Source organism: Pseudoalteromonas sp. CO348, assembly GCF_004208845.1.
Classification (GTDB): Bacteria; Pseudomonadota; Gammaproteobacteria; order Enterobacterales; family Alteromonadaceae; genus Pseudoalteromonas; species Pseudoalteromonas maricaloris.
This window is the reverse complement of the sequence record NZ_SGPI01000023.1, coordinates 1-25,880: the sequence shown is the minus strand read 5'-3', so window position 1 is coordinate 25,880 and position 25,880 is coordinate 1. Positions and strand designations below refer to the sequence as shown.

Annotated in this window: 17 protein-coding genes; 4 read left to right on the top strand and 13 right to left on the bottom strand. The window is 44.4% G+C overall.

Annotation, left to right across the window (positions count from 1 at the left end):
- Positions 1–100: 100 nt before the first annotated feature.
- Positions 101–511: a GNAT family N-acetyltransferase gene (locus EXT48_RS11680; protein WP_239357928.1), complete on the top strand. Its 411-nt coding sequence runs from the start codon at positions 101–103 to the stop codon at positions 509–511.
- On the opposite strand, the gene EXT48_RS11675 is transcribed toward EXT48_RS11680, so the two are convergent.
- Entirely contained in the window at positions 508–960 is a 453-nt protein-coding gene (locus EXT48_RS11675) for a HugZ family protein (protein WP_039491160.1), read from the bottom strand. The genes EXT48_RS11680 and EXT48_RS11675 overlap by 4 nt on opposite strands.
- Before the next feature lie 198 nt (positions 961–1,158).
- Here EXT48_RS11675 and EXT48_RS11670 point away from each other — a divergent pair, with 198 nt between their 5' ends.
- Positions 1,159–3,183 carry a methyl-accepting chemotaxis protein gene (locus EXT48_RS11670; RefSeq protein ID WP_130164542.1) on the top strand — a complete coding sequence of 675 codons (2,025 nt, stop codon included), beginning with the start codon at positions 1,159–1,161 and terminating at the stop codon, positions 3,181–3,183.
- Between the two features lie 15 nt (positions 3,184–3,198).
- Here EXT48_RS11670 and EXT48_RS11665 read toward each other — a convergent pair whose 3' ends face one another.
- From EXT48_RS11665 to EXT48_RS11630, 8 genes are all read right to left on the bottom strand, one after another.
- Entirely contained in the window at positions 3,199–3,588 is a 390-nt protein-coding gene (locus EXT48_RS11665; RefSeq protein ID WP_130164541.1) for a YbaN family protein, read from the bottom strand.
- Positions 3,585–4,175: a biliverdin-producing heme oxygenase gene (locus EXT48_RS11660; protein WP_130164540.1), complete on the bottom strand. Its 591-nt coding sequence runs from the start codon at positions 4,173–4,175 to the stop codon at positions 3,585–3,587. Before EXT48_RS11660 ends, EXT48_RS11665 begins: the two co-directional genes overlap by 4 nt.
- Positions 4,176–4,242: 67 nt before the next feature.
- Positions 4,243–6,966, bottom strand: a complete 2,724-nt coding sequence (locus tag EXT48_RS11655) for a TonB-dependent receptor (RefSeq protein WP_130164539.1) — start codon at positions 6,964–6,966, stop codon at positions 4,243–4,245.
- A gap of 84 nt (positions 6,967–7,050) precedes the next feature.
- Positions 7,051–8,016 (bottom strand): FecR domain-containing protein, encoded by a 966-nt coding sequence (locus EXT48_RS11650; protein WP_130164538.1) that lies wholly within the window; start codon positions 8,014–8,016, stop codon positions 7,051–7,053.
- 10 nt (positions 8,017–8,026) lie between these two features.
- Positions 8,027–8,497: a sigma-70 family RNA polymerase sigma factor gene (locus EXT48_RS11645; RefSeq protein WP_130164537.1), complete on the bottom strand. Its 471-nt coding sequence runs from the start codon at positions 8,495–8,497 to the stop codon at positions 8,027–8,029.
- A 209-nt stretch (positions 8,498–8,706) separates the two neighbouring features.
- Entirely contained in the window at positions 8,707–9,909 is a 1,203-nt protein-coding gene (locus tag EXT48_RS11640; protein ID WP_039491176.1) for an iron-containing alcohol dehydrogenase, read from the bottom strand.
- Positions 9,910–9,986: 77 nt separating this feature from the next.
- On the bottom strand, positions 9,987–12,314 hold the full coding sequence (gene ygjK, locus EXT48_RS11635) for an alpha-glucosidase (protein WP_240703379.1): 2,328 nt from the start codon (positions 12,312–12,314) through the stop codon (positions 9,987–9,989).
- A 105-nt stretch (positions 12,315–12,419) separates the two neighbouring features.
- Positions 12,420–13,166: an ABC transporter substrate-binding protein gene (locus EXT48_RS11630; RefSeq protein WP_039491180.1), complete on the bottom strand. Its 747-nt coding sequence runs from the start codon at positions 13,164–13,166 to the stop codon at positions 12,420–12,422.
- Positions 13,167–13,346: 180 nt separating this feature from the next.
- On the opposite strand from EXT48_RS11630, the gene EXT48_RS11625 reads away from it, so the two are divergent.
- Together EXT48_RS11625 and EXT48_RS11620 are read left to right on the top strand one after the other, a co-directional pair.
- Positions 13,347–13,862 carry an acyloxyacyl hydrolase gene (locus EXT48_RS11625; protein ID WP_045961557.1) on the top strand — a complete coding sequence of 172 codons (516 nt, stop codon included), beginning with the start codon at positions 13,347–13,349 and terminating at the stop codon, positions 13,860–13,862.
- 203 nt (positions 13,863–14,065) lie between these two features.
- On the top strand, positions 14,066–15,301 hold the full coding sequence (locus EXT48_RS11620; protein WP_069022654.1) for an MFS transporter: 1,236 nt from the start codon (positions 14,066–14,068) through the stop codon (positions 15,299–15,301).
- Between the two features lie 64 nt (positions 15,302–15,365).
- On the opposite strand, the gene EXT48_RS11615 is transcribed toward EXT48_RS11620, so the two are convergent.
- From EXT48_RS11615 to EXT48_RS11600, 4 genes are all read right to left on the bottom strand, one after another.
- Positions 15,366–16,433: a hypothetical protein gene (locus EXT48_RS11615; protein ID WP_130164536.1), complete on the bottom strand. Its 1,068-nt coding sequence runs from the start codon at positions 16,431–16,433 to the stop codon at positions 15,366–15,368.
- A 75-nt stretch (positions 16,434–16,508) separates the two neighbouring features.
- Positions 16,509–17,561: a hypothetical protein gene (locus EXT48_RS11610; RefSeq protein WP_130164535.1), complete on the bottom strand. Its 1,053-nt coding sequence runs from the start codon at positions 17,559–17,561 to the stop codon at positions 16,509–16,511.
- A gap of 192 nt (positions 17,562–17,753) precedes the next feature.
- Positions 17,754–18,992: an NAD(P)/FAD-dependent oxidoreductase gene (locus EXT48_RS11605; protein WP_045988380.1), complete on the bottom strand. Its 1,239-nt coding sequence runs from the start codon at positions 18,990–18,992 to the stop codon at positions 17,754–17,756.
- Positions 18,993–19,120: 128 nt separating this feature from the next.
- On the bottom strand, positions 19,121–25,846 hold the full coding sequence (locus tag EXT48_RS11600) for a non-ribosomal peptide synthetase (protein ID WP_205992072.1): 6,726 nt from the start codon (positions 25,844–25,846) through the stop codon (positions 19,121–19,123).
- Between the last annotated feature and the right edge of the window lie 34 nt (positions 25,847–25,880).

The following is a 25,880-nucleotide window of genomic DNA, read 5'->3' as shown; positions in this document are numbered from 1 at the left end:
TAAATTGTTAAAATACTTTATTGGTGTTTTTTTTAAACTTCACAATTCGCCCACAAACTTTAAGCATGATCAACCGTACACCAAGCGGGAGATTAGAAAAGTGGTTGAACTAGAGTTAATTCGAGTTGATAAATACAGCGAGCAGACTTTTACACAATTGCTAAAAGCGAGCCATTATCAAAAGCAAGTGGGCTCGTTTGAACTGTGTAGCGCAACCAATATCGCTTATCTTTTTTATGCAGATGGTAAGCTGGTTGGCTTTACCGTAATTGGTATTTCAAACCGCCGAGAGTTTGAAGTCTACGCGCTTTATATTACCCCTTCCGAGCGCAGAAAGCGTTACGCCACTGAGTTTATGGCACACATTTGGTCGGTATACAAAGGTCGTTGGAAAGTACGTATGCAAGATAAGATTGAAAGTTCGTGCGGGTTCTGGCGCAAAACCTTGGCTGACATGACCAATCAATCGCTTGGACGAGAAAGCGAGTTTGAACACGCTTTTGCTGTTTAGTACCATTCCTGCTTTTCTAGCCAAAATGCACGGCCAAAACCGCCTACATATCGAACCCTAGCCACTTCAATTCGCCACAGGTGAAAATCACCGAGCATGGCATATTGCTGAGCTTTTTCGTGCTTTATTACGAATTGTGCAATCAGGCTTTCGCTATCCGCTCTTGGCAGTTTGTGTGCATGCCCAAGAATAGTAACTCGCGCATTTTCAACATCTTCAACCGCGCCATCACCAAGCACCATAAACGAAAGTGCCGGGTGCTTGGCTAAATTCTTGGTGTGCTGGGCGATATCACTAATAAAGAAGTAAAAGTGATTATCTTCAAGAAAAACATATTGAGCGATAGAAGAAAACGGAAAACCCTTTTGATTGTTAGAGAAGGTAGATAAAAATGCGCTCTTATGGCTTTGGCATAAGGCCTTTGCTTCGTTGATTGCGGTTTCTCTCATCTTGTTATGCGCTTAAGTAATACAACTCCTAACAGCTATGATCGCTAAAACTAAAAATAAAATCAAAAACTAAGTAAGCAAAACCGCAAATTTGAAGCTACCTTTTTAAAAGGTATGTTGGTAATTTTTAGAGTATATACTTGGTTTTTTATCTCGTTTGTAACATAGTTTGTTTACTCAAAATAGAGCAATGACATTATGCTAAGTAAACTAACAATAAAACAAAAAATTACTTTAGGCTTTAGTGCATTAGGCGTGCTGCTGTTACTTGCGTGCGTGCTTGCCTATCTAGCATTGGCGCAAATAAAGTCAGCTAATCAAAATATGGGGCAAGTCACTTTACCTATTCAGCGCAGTGCTGACGCCTTGCAACTTGAGCAGCTTAAGCTCAGCAAATTGATTTCCCAAGCTTATACCCTCGAAAACGAGCAAGATATTAATCGGGCTCGACAGCAATTTACCTCACAGCAGCAACTGTATGTTGAGCGCCAGCAGCACTTAACGTCATTGACGCAAGCCATGCCTGAATTTGTCACACCATTAAAGCAAACTCTGGCGCTGGGTGAGCAGCTCAGTCGTGCCGCAGAACAAATGTTGCAGGCTAAGGCAGACGTTGTACAGGCGCAGCAACGGATCCAATCTCAATATCAAGCACTTAAACAGGATAAAGAACAGGCCAGCAATGCCATGCTGGATCTTGAGTTAATCGAGACAGACAAAACACGGCAGTTGGAAGAAATGGTTGGGACCGGCGTTCGTATTGACGACATGTTGTTTACCTTGGAAAACAACAGTCAGCGGATCAGCGGGTTAACGCTAGAGCAAGTTGATCAGCATCAGCAAGACATGCTGTTTTTGTTAGATAATATTGAAAACAACTTAACGTTTTTGAAGCGCCAAGCCTATGGTATGGATGCAGATGATTTGTTAAATCAGTTTAGTGAGGGTATGACTAAGCTCAGAGAAAAGCTCGGTGAGCCAGGTCATCTTTATGTTGCGGTACAAGAGAAACTGCGTCAGCAGCAGCAAGCTGCAATGTTATATAAGCAGTCAGAGCAACATGCGTTTGCCATTTTAACCGAGCTTGAGAAAATGCAGCAAAGCGCTAATGCGGCGTTTAATCGTTCTCAAAATAATGCTGAAACCCTTATCGAGCGAGCGCAAAATACCGCCATTTTATTGGTGATTGTCTTTATTGCTTTAGGTGCGTTTATCTCGGTTTCAACTAGCCGAGCAATGCTTGGGCCGTTGGCTGCGGTGAATAAAATGCTCAAATACCTTGCTGCTGGAGACTTTTCGAAGCAAATGAGTAAGCGCAGTGATGATGAATTTGGTCAGTTAATTGATAATATTAATCAGGTTAAAGACAATCTTCGTGCTTTGCTAGAGTCAATCAATAACCAAGTTCATGAGTTAGAAGGACTATCGGAATCATCATTAAGCGAAAGCAAACAAATAGCCAATAATGCGACCGAGCAAATGCGCCGCATGGATAATGCCAATCGCTTAGCGCAAAGCATTTCAGCCAGTGCTTTGGCGGTTTCCGAGCGCTCGTCAGATAGTCTCGCGAGTATCCATACCGCTAACCAGCATAAAACCGAGGTCAGTAAATACACGCAAGACAACAAACAACATATTCTATCGCTCAGCACGCGCATGAGTGAAGCGGTAGAGAGCATGACCAAGCTGACCACACATAGCGAGAACATTGGTAGTATCTTGGATACCATTGTTTCTATCGCAGAGCAAACCAATCTGTTGGCGTTAAACGCAGCAATTGAGGCGGCTCGAGCTGGTGAGCAGGGAAGAGGGTTTGCGGTGGTTGCCGATGAGGTTAGAACGCTTGCGTCTAGGACGCAGGAGTCGACTAATGAGATTAACCAAATGATCGCAGCACTGAGACAGGATACACATACCGCCTCTGAGGCCATTAATTCCGGCCAGCGTGATGTAGCCTCATGTGTTAAACAAAGTGAGGCACTTGCCAGTGCCATGGATGAAATTGCCAACGCTATTTTACAGGTTACGCAATTAAGTGAAGAAGTGAGCCAAGCGGCAGATCATCAAGCGACGGATTGTCAGCAAATTGAGCAAGTGATGCTAGATGCACAAAGTACCGCAAACGACAACGCTCAGGCGATGCAAAGCTTGGCGAAAGGAAGTGAGTCGCTCAGTAGCTTCTCGCATCGTCTTGCAACATTGGTTGAGCGTTTTAAATTGTAAAAATGTAAATTGGCATTACACACGCTTTGATGGTCTGGAATAAATATAAGACATCACTGCAATCTTTATACTGCCAACTACACAGGCCAACCAAGCCGCTGGTGAGAGCAAAATAAGTAAAGCATAACTTGCAGCCATGCCCACTGTTGCCATAATTTTGGCCTTAAGCGGAATAACCTTATATTGTTTCCATTGCGTTAATGAAGTGCCAAACCTTGGGTGATTTAGCAGCCACAAGGCAAGCTTAGGAGAAGCTTTTGAAAAGCACGCCAAAGCCAGAATAAAAAACACAGTGGTTGGCATGACGGGCAAAACAATACCAATAACACCGAGGGCTACAAATAGGTATCCGCATAGCAGTAGGGCTATTTTTTTATAGTTGGCTAAGGCGGCTTTAAACATCATGAATAAACGTGTGCCTGAAATGCTTGGAAACGGGTGAATGCCTGACGAGCACCTTCAATTAGCGCCTGTTCTTGCTGTTCGCTCAATTCAATAGCGTCTATGATTTGCACAAGCTCTCGCCAAGCGCTGCCGCGACCAGCTCCTGGGCCTGCTAAATATCGAGCGCCGTGCTGCGCATCAAAATTGAGTTTGACCCCAACTTGTTTACCCAACATGGCCGCACCTACCTTTGAGCCCTCAACCACATACAGCCAGCCGAGCGCTTTGGCGACGTCGGTATGATTGGTTACTTCTGGCATTAAGTAGGGAGTAGGGATGGTGGTTCCAAGGTCGATAAAGTCTTGTTCAAGCAAACCTAAGCGGCGGCGCGCGGCCAAATCAGGAATAAGCGCCGACAACTCTGGGTGTTCATAAAGAGCGCTCACATCTTTTAAAAAATAAAACTGTAGTCTTAAGAAATCGAGATAGCTTTGTGTATTGGCGAATGGGTCTTGCGCCATAATGGATTTGTCTACATTGTCGTGGGTATCTGCAGTTGCATGTTTTAAGTTTTGCGCTCGAGAAAGTGCAGAGGTAACGGTAGTCATTGATGCTCCAAGGTGATGTAAAAATATAGCGCTGTCTTTAAGCAAAAGTACAGCGCCTAAGTGTTGATTAAAGTTTGAGTTCTAAGCCAATCGAAATGGTTTGGCCAGGTTCTGGCATCGCAACGATCGAGCCACTTGAAACTTTATACTGATCGGTCAAGTTGGTGATCGCTAGGTTGCCTTTGATGCTGTTGCTAAAGATATAATCAAGGTAAAAGTCGAGCTGATAGCCTGCTGGAATATACTCAAGCGCAGTTACTCCAGTCCCTGCCAAAAAGCCGCCTGGGTGATGTTTCTCAGAGTGTTTTTTGTAGGTAAAACCCGTATCAATTGTGTCGTTAAAGAGTGTCATACCAAGCGTTGCGATATAGCTTTTTTCAGGAGGCACACGAAGTGGTGTTAAACTCCCCGCAAAGCCGGTCGTATTACAAGTATCAACACCTGCAGCCTCAGCCATTAAGCGTGAGCACATTTTGACGTCGGTGTACTTTGTGTAAGATAACCTGCTGTAAAATAAGTCGCTTTGGTAATGAAGGCCAAACTCCGTGCCAGGCAGTTCAAACTGATCATAGTTGGTAAAAGTGAACTTTTGATCCCATGAAGGTGCATCGGGTTTAGGCAAGAAGCCTGTTGCTAACATACTTTCAATATTGGTGTAGAAGTACTCCGCCGAGATAATTAGCTTATCCCCGTGGCTGAGTAAGTTGCTAAAGTCACTCTCAAAGCCAATATCATACGATTTCGTTTTTTCAGGGGTGATCGGGTAGTCACTTGAGTAAGAAAATACCTCATTAGAAACCGTTGTTTCGTACAGGTTTGGCATTCGATATGCGTTGCTATATTTGGCTTTAATGACTGTACTATCAAGTAGTTGATAATTTGCTTGTACAGTCACATCCGCTTTGGCATCAAATGTAAGCTTTTCGCCTGTTTGATAGTCCTCGTTTACCGAGTCATGAAGGTTTACGTTCAGTGCAAGCTCTATCGGGGCAAGATCGATATTGGCATTGGTAAATAACGCTCGCTTTGTTTGCTTACCGTGTCGCGAAGTCGCTTTTAAATTGAAGTCAGCAGGGTACCAGTCTCGATTAAAATTGTCTTTCCAGTTTTTATGAGGGCTTAATTTTTCAACCTGCCAGGATAGGCCATACGTCAAAGTAATTGGTGTACTAGCCAGAGATAATGCAGAGGTATTGAATGCACTTATCCCATGACGCTTATTATTATAACGGTGAAAATATTGCCCCGCATTTGCTCCTAGGTTACTGCCAAGCGCATTATATTGCTGTAACCTCGCACTGGTACGCCAAACGTTAACACTAAGATCGACTAATGAGTTATTACTTGGTAAAAAACGGTATAACGCACTGGCACTGTTTACCAGAGCAGAGCCTGGAGCCCACTGCGGCATGGTTTCTACGCCTTCTGGAATTTCTTCGGACATCCATTGTTCTTGGCCATTTTCATCTATCACCTTCCAAAACTTGGTGTCACCGGCTCTTTGTTTATACCAGTAGGTGGCCAGCATTTCTCCCGCTTCTTGCTTATGGTAACGTGTATTCACCTCTAACGATTGTTCGTCCGTAAACGCATAAGTTAGTTTGGCAAGATATGAGTCGCTTTCAAAGCTTGTATTGACGACTTCGCCATTTTGGTTAACTGGAGGTGGGATCTGGTCGACTACTGTTACTTCGTCATATTGCCCCTCATGATCAGTTGAAGGCACCCAACGCACGTACTCCACGGTTTCAACAAAGTCGTCAAAGCTATTTTTACCAGCAAAGTAGTTACCAACCTTTTTCTTACTATAAGCGAGTACTGCTTGTAAGTTATCCTGTTGATAAGCGGTTGCTAGCGTAAACCCGCCGCCTGCAAAGTCGAGCGTGTCATTGTGGTTGCTGATTTCGTAATAACTTTGCAGGCCAAAGCTTTCAGGTACTTCAGGTGTTCTATTATTGTTGTGTGTATTTACCTTAACTAAAGCGCCAAGATTCTGACCATCTTTGAGAATATCTTGCGTGCCTAAGGTACGGATATTGACTGTTCCGCCGATTGCACCTGAGCCAAAAGGTGATGCTTTGGCCGATGCGCCTTTTTCGACATTAACCGAGCTTATCAAGTTTGAGTCGATATAGGTTCTGTCAGACGAACCCATATAGCCGCGGTTTGTGTGCGTTGATTGCAAACTTCCGTCGATGAAAATCGGCACTCGGCCTTCGCCTTGCACGCCGCGGATACCAATATCAAGTGCGCCTGCTTCGTTTCGAATATTGTTTGCCTCTACACCAGAAAACGTTGAGAAGATATCCGAGTTAGATAAACCCTTGGTTCGAGCAATCTGTTCACGATTAAGATTGAGTTTATCGCCTTTGACCGTGATAACTTCAATATTATCTTGTGGATCTGGTGTTTGGTCGTGCTTAGCCTGAGTGTTGTTGGGTTGGTCTTTTGCTGACGTTAACTCGCTAATCGCCGCTTTAATAACGATGTTATTGTCAATAATACTCGCCGTTAGTGGGCTGCCTTTCAATGTACGCTCTAGCGCCTCGGTTAAACTTACCTCTCCTTTAAGTGCTGGGGCTTGCAGGCCATTTAAGAGTTTAGCATCGGCAATTAGATTCATACTCGCAGCCTCAGCTACCTGCGTTAAGGTATGGCTAATAGGTTGCTGCGCGAGATTAAATTGATATATAGCAACTTGACTCTGCGCGGTTGCAGGCAGGCTCAGGCTAAGCCCGAGTGCAAATGCTAAGGGAGTGAGTCTTGTGTTTAAAACAGAGCGAGTTCTCATTGTGATGCGTCCAAATAAATTACCTAAGATGAAAACGAATGAGAATGAGAACTCCTCAATAAAAATTTGAATATTTTTATCTTGTCATCGAGAATTAACTATAACTATATGATTATTAGATTCTTTAATTTCTACAGGGAGAACATGTGGAAGTAAGTTTAAAAAGCTTTCGAGCTCTGATGCCAAAAAAGTACCCGAAATAACCAATTGCTCAGTTGATTGCGTGCTTAAGGTGTAACTTATCGCATGATGTCGTTTAAATTCCTCAAATACTTCGTTGAGTGGTGCATTGTCGAACACGAGTCGCCCTTGCTTAAACGCATCGACGAGATTGAGGTTTTGGTCAAACTCAGTCTTAACAATGCCGTCACTGCCCACAACCGCCATTTGACCTTTTGTCAGCGTTATTTGCTGATGTTGGCTTTGCACGTTTACACGGCCATGAGCCACCACAATGCGAACGCTATCGGCTTTTTTATCGACTGAAAAGCGGGTGCCTAATACGGTAATCTTTGTACTGCCGGCACTGATCACAAATGGTCGGCTTTTGTCACTGGCAACGTCAAACAATACGCGTCCACTGAGTAGCTTATTCCGGCGCCGATTGCCATCAAAATCAATAGCGAGGGACGTTTTGGCATCTAAGGTCAGTAGAGAGTTATCGGGCAGTGAGATAGTGCGTAATTCGCCTCGAGGTGACTGATAGCTGGCGTGAAAGGTGTCTTTGTTTACTTGAAAGAACCACGTTTGATAACCAACGAAACTCAACGCAAAAAGTGCAAAGCATGCAGCAATGGCGAAGTACCGCTGAGTTGTCTTTGATTTAAGCTTAGAGTGTGTAACTGGGTTCTCTAATTGTGCAATGTCTTGCTCTGAAAATTGCGATAACAGTCGCTCAACCTGTTTACTTTCTTGATAGGCTGTTTGGTGCGCACGGCTTTCACCAAGCCAACGATTGAGCGCTTGCTGCTGCGCTTTATTGAGTCCTTGCCTTTCGAGTTCCAGCCAGTGGTTTACTTGCTGTTGTATTGATACATTATGACGGTCCATTGCGATTCTCTTATTGTTTTTGTAATGCGTTACGGCAAGCGAGCATGGCAGTTGCCAAGTGTTTTTCGACCATGCTGACAGATATTCCCATTTGCTCTGCTATTTGTGGCTGGCTTAAGTTTTTAAATTTATAGAGCACAAATGCTTGCTTGGTTTTTAGGGGTAAGGAGTCGATACTTCGATTAAGTAATGCCAGTTGTTGTTGACTTGCGAGCTTAGCCTCGGGCTCATAATAACTTGGCGCGACTAATTCGAAGTCGTCGGGCTCAGCAACGGTTTGATTTTTGCGATACTGATCAATCACAATGTTTTTCGCGGCTTTAAAAAATAGTGCGCGCTCTTGCGTGCTATCCTGCTTTGGATTGCTGTTTTTATAACTTAGTATTCGGGTATACGCCTCTTGGACTATATTTTGAGCCTTATCTTTGCACCCCACTGAACGAGCGATATAACTTAATACTTCTGAGTAATAACGTTCCAAAATACACCAGTTTGCTTTTCAAAAGTCGCGCATACTAGCATTAATTTTTGTTATTGAGAATCGTTTTTATTTGCGTTTATTGGTTTTAAACTGTTCGTTAATAGGTTTTATGTCTTTAGTGCTTTTACTTAATGTTTTATTGTAAGGTTATGAAAAAACTTAGCTTTATTTTAAATTGCTTTGGTTCCAAACACTAAGCGGAGTGCTTATTAAGGCGTAGGAGCGATACCTTTTATAATGCGCTGGCAGGCACTGGGATCCATAAAATGGGGCACCGGATAATCCGGATGTGCTTCTTTTAGCGCCAGCTCTGCGAGTAGTGCAGCATCATCAGGAAGTACTTCGGCGAGCGTGGTTTGGATATGTAAATCAAGCAGTAAGCGCTCAATGTGCTCTAAAAGATCATCTGCTTGGCGCTCGATGGGATAGTCTAACGAGGTTAATCCACAGTATCTGGCGATGAGCGCGAGTTGCTGATTAATGCGCTCGCCATACCAGGTTAGCACGGGCATGAGTAACACCGCATTGGCAAGCCCGTGCGGCGTACCATATTGAGCGCTCAATTGGTGTGAAATTGCATGCACGTAGCCGACAGAGGTTCTGGTAAACGCTTGTCCTGCGTAATGGGAAGCGAGTAGTAGCTGTGTTCTTGCTTCTAAGTTTTGTGGGTCTTGTTGCGCTTTGGGTAGATATTCAAAGATGGCTCTACAGGCTTCAAGAGCACGTTCGCGGCTAAACTTAAGACAGTTAATGCTCAGTAGAGCCTCAATGGCGTGGGTTAGTGCATCAATTGCTGTAGTCGCGGTGATATGTGCGGGCATACTTGTGGTTAATTCTGGTAATAACACGGCATGGTGTGGCACTAAACAAAAATCAGTCGCGGCATATTTGGCGTGATTAGTAGGATCGTTAACGACGGCGGCAACGGTGGTTTCCGAGCCGGTTCCTGCTGTTGTTGGGATCGCGATATTCGGCGGTAGGCGTTTTAAGACTTTAAACAACCCTTTGAGTTTAGTGACTGGTTTGTTCGGCTTGACAGCCCGAGCACCGATCAACTTGCCCGTGTCGAGTACCGAGCCGCCACCAAGTGCGATAATTGCTTTACATTGATGCTGTTGGTAGACCTTTAGACCATCTTCGACGTTTGTTATGGTTGGGTTGGGTAAAACATCTGCGTAATAATGCGTGACTAACTCTGACTCACGTAGTGTGTTTTCCACAACCTGATGCAAGTTGAGTTTGAGCAGCACTTGATCGGTCACGACTAAGACGTTATCTCCACTTTTTAACCCCAGCGCTTTAATGGCGTCTAACAACCCCGTTTTTCCCTGATGTAATTTGGGGTTCGGGATCCCGATAAAAATAACAATGCACTTTAGGGCAAAGTGGTAAATACGGTAAAACCAACTCATTGCGATCCGTCTAATTTTGTTTTTGTATCATTTAAAAATTTAGACGGATCATCACTGGATTGCTAGCAAATTTTCGGCTAATTTGTGGTGATTTGCTGTGAAACTGGCTTTTCTTCTTTAATTGGCGCTTTGGGCTTGTCCATCTCAAATGCTTCTATCATGAGCAAAATATGGGCCGCGCTCCATGAAAAGTTCGGTGCACCTTGTTGCTCGCCGGTGAGTGGATTGTAGTTTTCGCGAATAGGTGCGTTTTGCAGCAGACCATCCGCATTTTGCATAAATCGCTGAAGCAAAGTGTTCGCTTCAGTTTCATAACCATAATAGCGTAGTCCCATCAAGCCAAAATACAATTGATCAAGCCAGACACGACCACGCCAATAGATGTTTGCGCCAAATGCAGGGTTGGTCTGGGATGCAGAGCCCAGAGGAATATAGGTGTTAAATTCACTGGGGCTGAGCATTACCTCAGAGACGCGTTTAGCATGATACGCTGTTGCTACCTGATTAAAGAGCGGAGCCCAGCCCTCCGGGCCGCGACCACGCTCAATGATTGGTTTCCCTGCACAGCCATTTGCAAGCGGAGATGGGGCAATGCGAATGTCGTAGTAGTATCCGCTGTTATCGTCGAACATGCAGCGGTTTATATAATCGGCGATTTGCTTTGCTTGTGCTGAAAAGGCTTTGGCTTCCTGTGGCTTAGCCAAGATATTGGCGATGGTACTCAAGTTTTTGGTGTCAGAATAAAAATAACTGGCCCCGTCAACCGATTCTTGCATCAAAGAGTAGCCTAGCAGGTGGCCTTGGGCGTCCTTATTGCTAGCAAATTCGACTTGCCAGTCTTTAACATCGCCACCTTGTTTCACATAGATCTCAAGCTGCTGTGGTGAGATAAAACCAAAGTTAGCAGCATCGTCTCTTCCAGATTCCCATGACGCTGCGGTCTGCGCGGGAATACTTATCTGTTTACCTTGTGTTTGCGCATCGCGATAGGCTTTTAGCCCAAAGCGGGCATGCTTTTGCTTTCCTTCATGTAGATAAAATAACAACTCACCCGCTTGATTATTATGGTGTTTATCTATGGTTGCACCAAATTCAGGAATACCATTTTGGTTGTGATCACGGTTGCGCAGCCACCAATCACGATAGACGACAAGTTTAGGGTAAATTTGTGCAAGCCAAGCTTTGTCTTTGCTGGCATGGTAGGTATTCAACACCGCCCAAGCGGCTAGCGAGGGTTTTGAATTTCGTTCGCTCCAATTACCGCCATCGCCACCGCGTTCAGGTGGCAGGTTATAACCAATTAAATCGGGTAATAAGCCTTTATCTTGGGGTCTAACAGGATCGTTCGCTGCTATTTGATAGGAAAATACGGTATCAATGTTGGCCTTGGCTAAATCTGGTGCAAATAGTCTCAGTGCTGATGCTTGTTTCCAGCTGTCCCAAGGCCAAGTTAAATTTCCGGAAAACCAGCGAGCAGTGACCGAAGGCGATATGGTATCAAACGCGATTGCCCCTGCAGGAGATCGCCAGTTACCAATGAGGGTTTCAACGGCTTTTATCGCCAATGTTTGTTTATCTCGTGGTAAGGTTTGATAGCGTGCTAAATAGCCCGTCCAGCGAGCTTTAGAGCGTTGCCAATACGGAACTGGGGATGAGAGAATTTTGGCAACGGCCTTTGTTGTTTTTATGCGCTCTTGTTGATTGTGGACATAGCTTATTGCGGTATAAAACTGCAGATCACCAGAAGTTTGCGTCTCGCTATAATAACGGTTGTTTTCTACCACATTTTTGAAAGGGATTGTGCGGGTGATTGAGTACTCGTTGCTACCAGAGGTCAGAAGCGCCCACGGATCGCGAACACGACCAAAAGTGGTACTGATCCCACTTTCGCTGGCAACCATAGTTGGTGCGAGCTTAGGGTATTGTTGGTCCAGTGTTTGTTGATCATTAAGCTGGTGGAGTAATTTGCCGTCCAATTTTAAAGTAAGTCGTTGCTTTGTATGAATAGTGGTTTGAATAAGAGAAACACGCTCGCTAACAAAGCGTAAGCGGATCGTCACCGTCGCGAGCTCATGTCTAAGCGTTTGCACCAGCTCTCCGGGCAGGCTGTACAGTGCTGCATCAAATTGCAATTTGGTCTCACCATAAAAAATTTGTAGGCGCTCAATACGTTCAAATAAATACGTTAAATACTCTTCGGTGATAATCGCGTTACCCGTGAAACCACCATATTCCGCAGCGCTATCAGGAAGTAAGTGACCATGCCATGCGCCGTTATCAAAAAGTGGTGAATAGGGACTATGGCCAAACTTGTCTGCGGGCTTCATTACCTGAGGGTGACCAAAGCGTGAAACCGCGTTGATGATTTTTGGGCTCGCGTACGTTTCGCATGCTACAAAGAGCATGAGTAATACCATTCCTGTGAGTACTTTCATTTTTATTTTGAATAAAGTATACAATTTTTGAGATGCTATCACAGCGACGTACAAAGTTCAGTAGCAAACGATGAATTACTCGTCTATGGGGCAGCCGACGTCAACCTTTTTGCGTTGCATCTGTACTCGTTCAGCGGCGGCGCGTAGCCGATTTATATATTCTGGAGGGGCGCTGGGGTTGGCGGTTAAATAGAGGGTTTTACTTAACTCTGGAACTTCTAGCACTTTGTCCCATTGCTCCACTAAACCCATTCTAGCAGCCATTCTATCCACAAAATTTTCGGCACCAAAAATAAAGTCAATTCTACCTCTTTCAAGCAGCTCACCTGCTCGACTCAAACTAGTTACTGATAGCATGTTCTTATCGGCGATAAAGCCTTGTGCTTTTAAATAGTTTTCGGAGAGTTGATCGGCCGCAACAGCGACAACATGTTGTTTGATTTTCCATATTTCCCACTCTTGCTGATCGGCGATATCAGCACGCTTATAAAATGCGACCTTTAGCTCACAAAGTGGCGCAATCCAGATATGGTTTGCTTCACGTTGCTCCGTTCTGGCGATCGAGTAGAGCAATGAATAAGGGGATTTTTTGGAGAAGGCTTTTGCGCGAGTCCAAGGCAACATATAAATTTGATAGCTTAGCTCTGCTTCCCACATAATGAGGCGTACGATATCAGTGGCAAGCCCAGTAATGGTGCCGTTCTTTTGCTCTATCTGGTACGGAGGAAAATGCTCGGTATAGATATCTACTTTTGTCGGTGCTGCGGCTAAGGCACTAAATACACTAAATATCCCTATAACGCTCCCAATTATATACTGCATACCACATTCTCAAGATCGTTTTTAACAGTATAACTCATAATTTGTTATTGGTTTTGGTTAAATTAATGTACCCATTAAAATTTCATATTGGTGCTTTATTGGCAATTATTATATGGTTTTTTGGTGTCTTTTAAGAATTAAATAACGGCGTAAAATTGCTCTTGTTGTAGAGGAGTCGTTATGCGCTTAGTTTTATTCTTGCTTATGTTGTTTGTGTCTACTTACTCACATGCTAGTGAAGTTGCAGTTGATTATGTGATGGGAGAGGGGGATGTAAAAGGACTGCGGCTTGGGTATCGTCCCTTGCATTATAGTTTAGCGGATTATGGTTTTGGCGAAGGTGCCTATGTTTATTTTGAGTTGAGCACCAACTATTGGGAATACGGCAAACCAAAACGCTCAGACACGACGTTTGCTATTGCACTGTCACCAGTGCTTAGTGTTCCACTGACCGAGTTTGCTGGAAAGCCGGTAAATTTTGAGTTTGGGATTGGCATGACCTACGTCAGTGATACTCGGTTTGCGGGCAAAGACATTGGTGTTCACTATCAGTTTGAAGACCGCATTGGACTTAGTGTTAATTTGAACCCCAGTACTAAAGTTGGGATCCGATATCTGCATTATTCTAATGCAGGTTTGAGCGACCACAACCCCGGTCTTGATTTTTTAAATGTGTTCTACGTTAAGCGGTTTTAACGCTTAATGTCATTGATTTAGTTTTATCTCCCTTTGTGATTTCAAGGATGAAATTTTTTCTTACTAAATAACGCTAAAATAACGTCATTTTTTCTTTATAGAGTTCCAGTTTCCAAGATAATAGAATGCAGTTAAACGCTTGACCTAAACTAAGGTTTAGGAATTAGAGTTCTGCGTAAATCAATAATAATCAAGGAACATCAATGGAGAATAGCTCTGCAATTGAGCGGTTAAAGCGCTTTACACCTTTAGTTTGGGTAATGCTTGTTGGTAACTTTTTCGTTCGCGCTAGTTACTACATGGTATGGCCTTTTTTGGCTGTTATTCTTTACGAAAATTATGGACTGAGTGCAACAGAGGTCGGTTTATTGCTGACGGTGTCAGCGACTTTCGCCGTATTTTTGGGGTTTTATACGGGGAATCTCGCTGATCGCTTTGGTCGCACCAAAATGCTCTACACGGCAGTGTTTGTTGGTGTGATTTCTTTTTCACTGTTGGCTGTGGCTGAATCGTTGTGGTTGTTTGCAACCTCAGTGTTTTTAGCTTGTCTACCTAGGACGCTTTGGGATGCGCCTAGTAAAGCATTACTTACTGAAGAACTCGCCGACGCAAAAGACAGAGAGCTTGCACTGCATTTACTCTATTTTCTCGTGAATGTGGGGGCGGCTTTAGGACCATTGTACGGGCTATGGGCGGGGCTTAATGGTGAGCAGTTTAGCTTTATCTATACTGGTATTTCGTATATTGGTTTGTTGCTCGCGCTGCTTTACTTTAGACCTAAATTGAGTGAAGCGCAGACTTTCGCTTTGCAGTCTGCCGCTCAGTCGGTACCGAAGTTCGCAAAATGGCTGGGGATCTTACGAAAAGATAAAGTCTTTTTAATTGTGCTAATCGCTACAACTTTAGTGTATTTGGTTTATGCACAATGTGACTCTAGCCTAGTGCAGTATTTGACGCGTGCAGAGGTCCCCGATCTGGCTTGGCTAATTTCTAGCTTAATCATCGCAAATTCTAGTGTGATCATCGTTTGCCAATTTCCATTACTACATCTGATGCGTAATTGGCGTATTGAAAATAGACTCTATGCGGGTGGCGTGATATTGATCATTTCACAAGTCATGATGGCCTTGAATGATGTGCAAAATATCTGGGGATGGATTGCAGCCATGATGGTGTTGAGTCTGAGCGAAGCAATTATGTTTACTAACATCAATGTCTATATTGACAGGTTGGCACCAGATAACCTGAAAGCTAGCTATTTTGGTGCTGCTGGCTTGTGTTCATTAGGATATGCATTAGCACCCATTTTAGGCGGACTTATATTAGATTTTTACTCCGGCATGATGCTGTTTATCATCATGACCTTAGTATCTATCACCGCGCTTGGGTTTTATCGCATTGCTGAGCTGAAGCCTAAGACGACGGCTGAAGCGATATAGCTTAGCTAACTCGGTGACCTAAAAAGGGTCACCGTTTAATTATCCGAAGCAAAGGTTAGTTACTTTACTTACCCGCCATTTTTTGCAAGTAACCCAGACGTTGACGCTCGGCAGCCGAGGGCTGATATGGGCGCTTCTCCAGTGCGTCAAAGTAGAAATCAGTGATGTGGTATTCGGTTATTTTGCTATCACCAAACTGCGCAAGCTCTCCGGGCATTGGCGACATTCTCTCAATCACAAATGTCTTTAACGTGAATTGCGATGGGCCTGATTTAGCTGAAAAAGGAGCAAGCACCGACTGATGTGCTTTTAAGTTGAATACTTGTTTTCCTTCGCTTAACTTTTGTTTTTCAACCAAATGACTGATTGGTGTGCCATCGCGAGTAAATAGGTTTGCACGGATACGATAAGTACCACTTTGCTTTACTTCAAGCTGCAATGGAATTATCAAGTCTGCTTGCTCGGGGTAAGGTGTAGCAATGGCGAGCAGTGTGGCGCTGGGTTGGTAATAACGGATACTTGCCGTTAATGCAACAGCCTTAGCCGAGCTTGGCTTAGCACGCACGACGACATTCAGCTCTTGAGGCCATGTTGTCTCGCCATCGACTGCACCAAGCCAAATACCATCAGACTCTTTGAGGCGGGTGGTGGATAAGGTTTGCTGTGATGTAGGGTCGAGTATCGTTGCGGTTGCATTAGAAAATTGACTACCAGATAAACTTATCTCGATAGTAGCGGGGTGCACAAAGCGATATTGATTCAGCGACAAAGACACCTGTTCGTTGTTTTCTTCAATTGTCATTTCGACGGCATAAAAATGATTTGGATTGAGCCTATCAAAATCACCTTTGCCAAGGGGCTGTGAATAAGGAGGTAGAGAAATACTATACTCATAATGTGCCGCAGCTGTTTGCGCAGCTTGTGCCAGTGGTAGTGATTCAACCAGTGATTGTTTTTGTGCTATCGTAGTTTTAGGTGTAGTGGGTTGCGTTGTTGGTGGTGTCAAAATAGCTGTGGTGACTTGTGGTGCTGGTAACTCAGGTGAGGGCTGAGCTTCGCGCTGCAAGGCAAAATAGCCTGCAGTGATACAGATCACAATAAGAATGACACTAATCAACAAAAACTTTTTCATAGCAATACTCGGTTAATATAAGGAACTGCATGGAGCAGTCCCTTGGGTATAGAAATTAGCAAAATAACCGTTAAGTTACAGTGAGTTTAGTATTAACTGTGAAAAGCTTTGTGAGTTAGACTCGCTAACATAACGGTAAGTTTTTTTCCAAAACCAGCTACCCGTTGTTTCTTCATAGGTGTTGTAGCTAATTGTTTTATAACCCGCGTTAAACTGAGTACGAGCCGCTGTTACTTTGCCTTGGTATCCAGCATCTGGCAGGTTACCGTGGCTATATTCCGCGCTCATTAGTAATGGGTAGTGGTATGGCATAAAGCTAGTTACTGCATCATCTTGAGAGGCTAGTTGACCGTTGATAGCAACGCTTGTACTACAACTACCAAAGTCACCTTTTGTCGATGCACCACAAGAAGAGTGTGTTGACACAACACCATCATCATTACCTGGCAAGAAACCTGAAGTGAGGCCGTAGTAGTCGCTTGCATCAGCGACGAAACGTAGGCGAGGTGCGTTGTCACTTGGGTACTGAGCAACTTGTCGCGCGTTATTTACTTTTAAATCCCACATGATACCAAACTCTTCAGGCATGCTACCAAGCCAAGCCTCAACAGCTTGGCGAGTTAGTTCACCAACTACACCACCAGAAGTCGCAGCGTTGATAGCAGTGTCTGCGAGTTCGCTTCCGCCACCCGCACCTGCAAGGTCAAAAGTAGCAACGATATTAAGTGGTTGAAGGTCCGCATTTTCAAGCCAAGTTGCTTGATTATCTAAGATATAGCGCGCAACCAAATCACCCGTTGAGTGGGTAACAAAGACACAGCCAGGATTACAAGTGCCATTTTCTGCAAATGCTTTTAGCTTTGGCCAAATATAATCTGTTGCGATTTTGCCTTGCAAGCGTTCATAAGAAGGCCAATCAATACGTTCATCAGCGTGGTTTATCCAAAAAGATGACCAATATTCTTCACCCTCAAGCTCGACATTGGTACTGTTAGGGCGGTTAAGTTGGTCCGCTTGAAAGCCATGAATTAGAATTGTTTTATATTCAGCGGCCTGCGCGGGAGTTGCAAGTGCAGCGCCTGTTAATAACGCAGAAAGTGCAGCAGTGTATACAAAGTTAGTTTTCATTGTCTAAGTCCTTTAAAGCGCCAAGTGCCACATCTATGGTCGGCCTACAATAAAATTCTCCCACTTTGCTTAATCATCAATTCGGGAAACTATAGGCATCACACAACTACTTTCACTACTACTGAAACGCATCTTTGTTAGTATATTATGTGGCGTGAGAAACTATTCCCACGCCGGTCTAAAAAGCTAAAATCACGCCATTTCAGGGTTGTTATGGAGTTCAGATAGCAGGTTCAGGGTTTTCTCGCTGCGGTTTACAAATGGGTTAGTCTCATCCCATACATAGCCCGCAAGCACAGAAGTGATTTGGCTCTTAATTTTTTCAGGCTTGTTGTCTGAGAAAAATAGGCGGCGCAAACGTCCGTCGTACCAGCCTTCAATGTAGGTGCGCATGACAGCAATACCTTTAAGCATATGCGCCTCATAATCTTGCTGCCAATCTGCTTCCTCGCCATTTAACTGAGCGACTATGAGATCAGCGGCGCGCGCGCCTGATTCAATCGCAAACATAACACCGGCTGAAAATACAGGGTCAATAAATTCACTGGCGTTACCGGTTAGTACAAAGTTTTTGCCGAACAGTTGTTTAATACCTTTTGAGTAGCCTTTGATCTCCTTTGGCTCCATACACAGCGCCATTCCTTCCAACATTGCTGATGCATGTTGATCGCGAGCAAGGTAGGTTAAAAAGCGTGTTTTAGCATCGCCCTGGGCACTTTCCAAATACTCAGGGTTACCAACAAAACCGACTGAAACACGACCGTCAGAGAAAGGTATTAGCCAAACCCATACATCCTCTTCGTGAACCAGAATCGTTACTTTATTGTTTTCAGCCCCAGTCTCTATGCCATCAGCAGGTTTAAATTGCGCAAACAAAGTTGCGCGAGTTGGCGCTGATGAAGGTTCATTTAAATCAAGCAGGTTTGCGAGTACTCGGCCATAGCCGCTTGAGTCAACAACGAATTTTGCTTGAATTTCCTGCACATCACCGGCCTCATTGACTACCTTAATGATAGGCTCTTCTAGATCCATGTTGGCATCGACTACTGAAGTGCCAAATTCGATAGGGGCACCCATTTTTTGCACTTCTTCAGCCAGTACATTGTCAAAGTCATCTCTTGGAACTTGCCATGTCCATGTCCAGCCATCGGTGTAATTTTTAGAGAAATCGAAAAACTCTTGGAAGTCATCTTGTTTAAAATTAGCACCGATTTTCTTTTGGTAATTGCGTGCAACTAACGCATCCATAAATCCAGCATCTTCCAAATGCTGCATACTTTGTGGTAGAAGACTTTCACCGATGACATAGCGCGGAAAGTGGCTACGTTCAACGATCTTCACGGTTAATCCTGCTTGAATTAGCTTTGCAGCGGTCATTGTCCCAGCAGGTCCAGCGCCGATAATAAGTACATCTACATTTTCCTTAGCCATTTTGTAATTCCTTAATCATATATTGTGAGAAAATGTGGCAATTAATTAATCCTAGAGTGAAGAGGGGAGCTCCCTTTAATGCCTCACTCTAGAAAATCCAATTTAACATTATATTAACGAATAAATTGTTAAAGAGTGTTCATAATTTCTGACATTTTTATTAAGTCTTCCGGTGTTTTTACCCAACTGTTGTGCGACCCTTTCATGGTGAACACTTGAACCTGACTGGGTTGCATTGCTTCTTCGATAAGATTTTGATTCTTATCAAGGTATCGGTTGATTATATGACTGGAAAGTTGCAACTCTAGGCTATCCGACTGAGCCACTTCAACCGCACAACCAGCACTAAATAGCGTCACCTTTGCTGTGCTAGAAAATGCCGGATCATTTTGGTAGTGATAATTAATTCTATCGGGATCAAGATGACTGAACTCTGGGTGTAGAGCAAAAACTTCATCATGCATCGCGGCATAGTCAAAACAAGGGTCGACGAACACCAAGTGTTCGACTGTGTCCCCCTCATTTTGCAGCAGTTTGGCAACCTCAAGTGCCAGCGTTGCGCCAAAACTCCAACCAAAAATCCGATAAGGACCACTAGGCTTTAGCTTTTTAAGATGAATAGCATACTGCAACGCCAATGTTTGGAACTGATAATAGTCATAGGCGAGCGAGTCCGTTGGTTTTTCCTGTGCGGCATAGATATTATTGAAGCAATAACAAGGCGCGGAAATCTTGGGAGCAATGGATTGCAAGTAACTCTCAGCACCACCGCCACCCGGAGGGAAGAAAAACCATTCAATAGGAGCATCGGCTTCATTCACCAATACGCCGATCTCAATATCGCTTAGGGTTTTTATGCCTTGGGGATTTGCTGCTGTAATCGAATGTGAAACGACGGCTCGAAGGGCAGCATCGAACTGCTCTATGAATGCGGCGGTTTGCGTCTCATCTAACTGACTTGCAATGCTCACTTGCAGTTTCATTTGACGCACTTCGGCATTAACGATGAGTGCCATTTCATCCTGATTATCCTTGCTGCTGGCATCGCCTGAGTGTGCATTTAGCATTCGTATGCCCTGATCTTGTGCATCATTGTTGCTATCAAGTTGTCCCAAGTAATTAAAGCTAACTTTAGGTAACTGATTGAAGGAAAATTCCCCACGTCTGACCAATTCGCTGAAGCCTAGCCCTTTATCTGGAATGGCACGAAGCGTTTCTTTGCTTTGAATAATCAGCGTCGATAAATCCGTGTCATTTTTCAGGGCAACCGGAAACATGCTAGTAAACCAGCCTAGTGTTCTTGAGGTATCAATATGGTCACTCAGATGTTCTCGCCCATGGCCTTCTAACGTGAGGTGGCAATAGTTGGTAGCAAAGGTATTGCACCAAGCCCGAGTAAACGCACTCATTAAGAGATCATTGATTTCTGTGTTAAACCCAGCAGGAGCAAGGCGTAGCAATTGCTCAGTAAGCTGAGTATCAAATTGATGCGTAAGACGCTGTTGTGATTTACCGTAAGGTACGTTTTGTTGTGTGCTTAGCACATTTTGCCAATACGGTATTTGTTGTTCAAAAGGATGCAGGGCCACAACGTCTGACCATTGGCGATAACTGCTGGTTTTGTCGCTTAAGGTGTCGCCTTGCAGCAAGCGACTTAAGTCTTCGACCAAAACACGCCACGAAACACCATCAATAACAAGGTGATGAACGATAAGTACAAGCCTAGTTAGCGGCGTATCATCGCTGAGTAAAACCGGTTGCCACAAAGCACCTGAACCGAGTTCAAAACGGGCGTGTATTTTACTCAACGCCAGACCGGTTTGCTGCTCATCAAGCCCCGAGGTGTCCAAATGGATAAGCTTTGGTGTTGGACAAGCAGCAACACTTTGATATTGGGATTGCCAAGTCTCGGTTTTGCTAAACTGAGCGCGCAACATGTCATGTTGTTGATGCAGCTGCGTAAGTGCACGCTCCAAAGTATCCAGCGCGGTATTGTGCGGAAGTGCGAGCATGACCGACTGATTAAAATGCGCTTTATGACGGTAATGGGAGTTGAGGAACCATTGCTGGATAGGTAATAACTTGATTTCTCCGCTGAGCTCACCTTGTTCAGCCTCGATTTCTACCTGTTCATTATTTGCCAAAAATGCACAAAGCGCTTCTAGGGTTGGATATGTAAATATGTCTTTGGTCGACAGCGAATAGCCAGCACGTTTGAGAGCCGACATAAGCTGAATGCTCATAATTGAATCACCACCAATATGGAAGAAGTTATCTTCCAAGCTAATCTGCTTAATTCCCAATACAGCACACCAGATTTTAGCGATATGCTTTTGCTGTTCTGTGTTTGGAGCATGGTGAGTTTCAGTTTGGCTAAAATCGGGCTGCGGTAGTGCTCGGGCATCAATCTTGCCATTAACCGTAACCGGTAGGGCGTCTAATGTGACGTATGCACTTGGCAGCATATAACTCGGTAGCATGTGAGAGAGTGTTTGCTTGAGCTTCGCCTCATCTAGTGACTCAGTATTTGCCATGACCAAATAGGCCACGATACGTTTAACCCCATCTTGTTCATTCACGTTTACAAACGCAGTATGAATTTGCGGTTGTTGCTTAATCGCAGTTTCAATCTCGCCAAGTTCGATGCGGTAACCACGAATTTTCACCTGAAAATCATTACGACCAACATACTCTAATAAGCCATCTTCACGCCATTTAACCAAATCTCCCGTTTTATACATTTTGTTCCAACCGCTTGCGAGGTATCTATCCGATGCGAACGGATTAACTAAGAATGCTTGTTCGGTTAAATCTGAACGGTGTAAATAGCGTCTTGCCATACCCGCGCCGCCAATATAAAGTTCTCCTGCCACGCCCGGTGGAAGTATTTTGCCAGCAGGTGACAACACGTAAGCAGATTTATTGGCAATAGCGCGGCCAATAGGTGCTCCGTGATTTACAGAGTTGAGTAAGCAGCAAGTCGCATAAACGGTGGTCTCTGTTGGGCCATAGGCGTGGTAAAGCATCAGCTCTGGCGCTTGATGCTTTACTCGCTCAACCATAGCTAAGTCGACCGCCTCTCCACCAAAATTAATCTGTTTAAGTCCGGCGTGTAAGAAGAAGTCTTCGCTAGCTAAACGATTAAATAGCGCAGTGGTTACAAAGCACGTATCAATCTGCTGTGCTTGGCAGTACTCAATCAGTCGTTCTGGATCAAGTTGAGTCTGTTTATCTATCAGGTGTAGCGCTGCGCCGTTACTGAGTGTGACAAAGCAGTCAAAAATAAACGCGTCGAAGCTAATACTCGATAAGCTAAGTACCTTGTTCAGTTGTGTGGGGTCGATAAAATGGTCGTCCGTGGCATAGTTTAATAGTGCCTCATGGTTGATTTCTACGCCTTTAGGATTACCTGTGGTGCCAGAGGTATAGATAATATAAGCCAAATCAGACGGGCTCACCGATACCGCTTGGTCTAAGCTTGTTTCCTCCATTGGTGCATCGCTAAGTACACGTGACAGTGAGGCAAGTGTTGTACTCTCAACTCTATCCATTAATCCCGATTGGGTGACCACGATTTTCGCACCACAGTCCTTGGCAATATATTCAATCCTTGAGTCAGGAAATTCCGGTGATACAGGAACATAACCACCGCCTGCTTTAAGAATAGCGAGGATCGCAACGATAGAATCCAACTGTTTTTCATGCAGCAATAAGACTGGGAAATCACCTTGATACTCGTTGCCGTAAATCTCAGCCTTAATCACCAATAATTGCTGGGCAAGCAGGCAAGCCTGGCGGTTGAGTGCTTGATAGCTTAGTGCTTCATCTTGCCAGACCACAGCGGTTGCATCCGGGAATACGGCGACTTTTTCACTAAATAAGTCGTTGAAGTTCTCGAAGCCACATGACTGGCGCTCGGTTTCATTCCACTCGTTGAGAATACGGGCCTTTTCCACTGTATTGGCAATTTCAATGTGTTGATGCGGTAAGTGAGTATTGTCAGCGACTTGCTTAAGGATAAGTAGCAGTTGAGATTGCAGTTGTACGGCACGTGCTGGCGAAAGCAAACTGGCGTCGTACATCAGCTCAAGTTGCAGCTCTCCTTGCTCCTTTGCTATCAATGCAAGTGGGTATTCAACTTGCTCTGGTGCGGCGTCAAACTGCCAACGAGCTTGTTGTGCCTCTGTTTGTTCATTTTCAAGGCTTGGGTAGTTTTCGAAAACGACTAGGCTTTGGAATAGCCGATTACCACCTTGTTGCAGTGACGCGAGTGATACATTCGCATGGCTATTTAAGTCCAAAATGGCAGTTTGGATCTTCTCGAGTTGTTGCGCGATGGTAGCATCTGTAGGCCAATCAAGATAAAGCGGTAGCGTATTGATGTAAGCTCCAACACTTTGCTCTATGCCGTCAATTGGTAAGTCACGACCTGCGATAGTTGTACCTACTAAAGTAAATTCGTCGCGAGTATAGATTTGGATAAGCTTATGCCAGGCAAATTGTACCGCAGCATTGAGCGTGACAGAATGTTGCTGACACGCTTGCTGCAACTTACTTAATGTCTCGCTTGGTAGAGCAAAAAGCAGCGCCTGCGGGTCATGATTATGACGGAGCGTTTCTAAATCTGTTGAGTGACTAAACAGGGTGTTAAGATCGTTTGCTTGTGATAAATCAGCGACATGATATTGCCAAAATGCTTTGGTGGCGGCCTGATTATCTCTTAGGTAAGCATGGGCATCTAAATAGGCGTTGTCCACCTGTAAAACAGGTTCTTGACCTTGTAGTAATTGCGTATAGTTCTGGTGAACGGTCTGCATAACTAACGGGCCACTCCAGCCATCACAAATGCTGTGATGCTCTGTTTTTATTAGGTGATAATGCGCTTCACCGCGTTTTACCAAATGCAGTGTAAATAACCCCGGTCTTGCAAAATTAAATGGCTGATTTAGCACTTGGTTTGCAAGCTTTTCTATGTGTGTTTGTTGTTCTGCTTTTGAATATTGACTGATATCAATCACGCTAAAGTTATCTTCATCAACACAGGTGTGATCCACGATAAGTTGCAGCATGGTTTCTTCAACATCGAAAGCACAGCGCAGCGCTGGATATTGCAGTGAGGTTAGTTGCCACGCACGACAGTAAAGCGCAGTGTCAACTTTATCGAAATACTGCATCTGTGACTGCACCCGATAGGCGGTATCTTCTGGACTATTAAGCTGGTGGAAAATAAAACCTTGCTGCAAGTTTGTTGCGGGATAAACCGCGGCTAGGTCGTAACGTGTGCGCAGTGTATCTAAGTGGGCGAAGCTGACGCCTGTCAGGTTATAGTCGCTCGGCGTTTGTTTGGCGCCAAGCGCTTTGGTATGTAATGCCGTGTCCAGCACCGCTTGTAGACTGGCAGTGAACTGACTTTGGAATAGGGCAAATTCGCTTTCAGACAATGCCGTGGTGCAATTTAAGACAAGCTGACCATGAATAATAGCCGCGTTGATATCAAGAACGTAATGACCATTATTTTCGCTTGCGACTGGTTGACCTGTAATGGCTTCGGTCAAGTAAAAGTCACCACTGGGTTGCTGCGTTTTTGTGCCACCGATTTGGCCTAAATAGTTGAATGCAACGGTTGGTAAAGTCCCCGTCACTTGTTTAGAAAAATAGAATTGACCAAAACCAACGCCATTGTCTGGCAATTTACGCAGCTGCTCTTTGGCATTGACTATAGCGCTTTCGAGACTAGAACCCGCATGGAGTGCTAGTGGATATAATGACGTAAACCAGCCTACGGTGCGTGAATGATCTATATCTTCGGCGATGTGTTCACGACCATGTCCTTCAAGCGCAATAACCTGATCATTACTACCAGTGATATGAGCGAGAGTTAGGGACAGCGCGGCGACGACAAGGTCTCGAGGCTCTGTGTGATATCCTTGATTAGCGTCAAACAGCAACGTTTGTGTAAATGCAGAGTCAAGTTTAATCACTTGGTTTCTCGGTGTACTCTTCGCTGTTAAGTGTGTTTGACAAGTATCAAGTACTTCTTGCCAGTAATCGATTTGTTCGGCTTGAACCTGTGCATATTGGGCTAAGGCCTCAACCCATTGACGATAGCTTGAGGTTTTTTGCGCCAATTTTTTGCCTTGATAAAGGCTATTTAAGTCCTCAATTAGGATCCGCCAAGAGACAAAGTCAATGATCAGGTGGTGGAAGGCCAGTACCAATATATCTTGGCTTTGGCGTTTGACACGAATTGGCTGCCATAAAGGGCCTGAATTTAACGCAAACTGTGACTGCAAGCGGGTTAATTGCTTGCCAAGCTCGTCGTCACTAAGTGTGTCTGCATCAAGTTTAACTAGAGGTGCCATGGTATTATTTTGTTGGTACTGCTGGGTAATATGCGCCGTCTTTTGATTGAAAACAAGACGTAGCACATCATGTTGCTCAGCAAGCTCGGACAATAGCTCAACTAATCTCTCATCACTGATTGCGCTTGGCATTACAGTGGCAAAAGTTTGGGCAAAGTGTGCGGGATTAGCAAACTGATTTGCGAAGAACCACTGCTGGATAGGCAGCAGATCGAACTCGCCTTCAAGCTGGCCTTGTTCGGTTTTTATCGTAACCTTCTTGTCGCCATTCGCACTGATAAGCTTTGCCAGCCGCGCGGGAGTTGGGGCGGCAAATATCTCTTTAACTTGTACCGTTAACCCAGCTTCTCTTAAGCGTGAAACCAGCTGAATACTGACAATTGAGTCGCCGCCGATTTGGAAGAAGTTATCCTCAATCCCCACTTGCTCAAGGCCAAGTACCTGTTGCCAAATCTCACAAAGCTGGGTCTCTAAGGCATTACGCGGTGCCACATAAAGGTTGTCGGCTTGAAGCTCCGGTGTGGGG

What these genes read in the sequence shown, in the direction of transcription:
- EXT48_RS11650 (WP_130164538.1), bottom strand. Translation starts at nt 8,016, where the DNA reads ATGGACCGTCATAATGTATCAATACAACAGCAAGTAAACCACTGGCTG.
- EXT48_RS11640 (WP_039491176.1), bottom strand. Translation starts at nt 9,909, where the DNA reads ATGAGTTGGTTTTACCGTATTTACCACTTTGCCCTAAAGTGCATTGTT.
- EXT48_RS11605 (WP_045988380.1), bottom strand. Translation starts at nt 18,992, where the DNA reads ATGGCTAAGGAAAATGTAGATGTACTTATTATCGGCGCTGGACCTGCT.
- EXT48_RS11655 (WP_130164539.1), bottom strand. Translation starts at nt 6,966, where the DNA reads ATGAGAACTCGCTCTGTTTTAAACACAAGACTCACTCCCTTAGCATTT.
- EXT48_RS11620 (WP_069022654.1), top strand. Translation starts at nt 14,066, where the DNA reads ATGGAGAATAGCTCTGCAATTGAGCGGTTAAAGCGCTTTACACCTTTA.
- ygjK (WP_240703379.1), bottom strand. Translation starts at nt 12,314, where the DNA reads ATGCTCTTTGTAGCATGCGAAACGTACGCGAGCCCAAAAATCATCAAC.
- EXT48_RS11610 (WP_130164535.1), bottom strand. Translation starts at nt 17,561, where the DNA reads ATGAAAACTAACTTTGTATACACTGCTGCACTTTCTGCGTTATTAACA.
- EXT48_RS11630 (WP_039491180.1), bottom strand. Translation starts at nt 13,166, where the DNA reads ATGCAGTATATAATTGGGAGCGTTATAGGGATATTTAGTGTATTTAGT.
- EXT48_RS11625 (WP_045961557.1), top strand. Translation starts at nt 13,347, where the DNA reads ATGCGCTTAGTTTTATTCTTGCTTATGTTGTTTGTGTCTACTTACTCA.
- EXT48_RS11665 (WP_130164541.1), bottom strand. Translation starts at nt 3,588, where the DNA reads ATGATGTTTAAAGCCGCCTTAGCCAACTATAAAAAAATAGCCCTACTG.
- EXT48_RS11670 (WP_130164542.1), top strand. Translation starts at nt 1,159, where the DNA reads ATGCTAAGTAAACTAACAATAAAACAAAAAATTACTTTAGGCTTTAGT.
- EXT48_RS11675 (WP_039491160.1), bottom strand. Translation starts at nt 960, where the DNA reads ATGAGAGAAACCGCAATCAACGAAGCAAAGGCCTTATGCCAAAGCCAT.
- EXT48_RS11660 (WP_130164540.1), bottom strand. Translation starts at nt 4,175, where the DNA reads ATGACTACCGTTACCTCTGCACTTTCTCGAGCGCAAAACTTAAAACAT.
- EXT48_RS11615 (WP_130164536.1), bottom strand. Translation starts at nt 16,433, where the DNA reads ATGAAAAAGTTTTTGTTGATTAGTGTCATTCTTATTGTGATCTGTATC.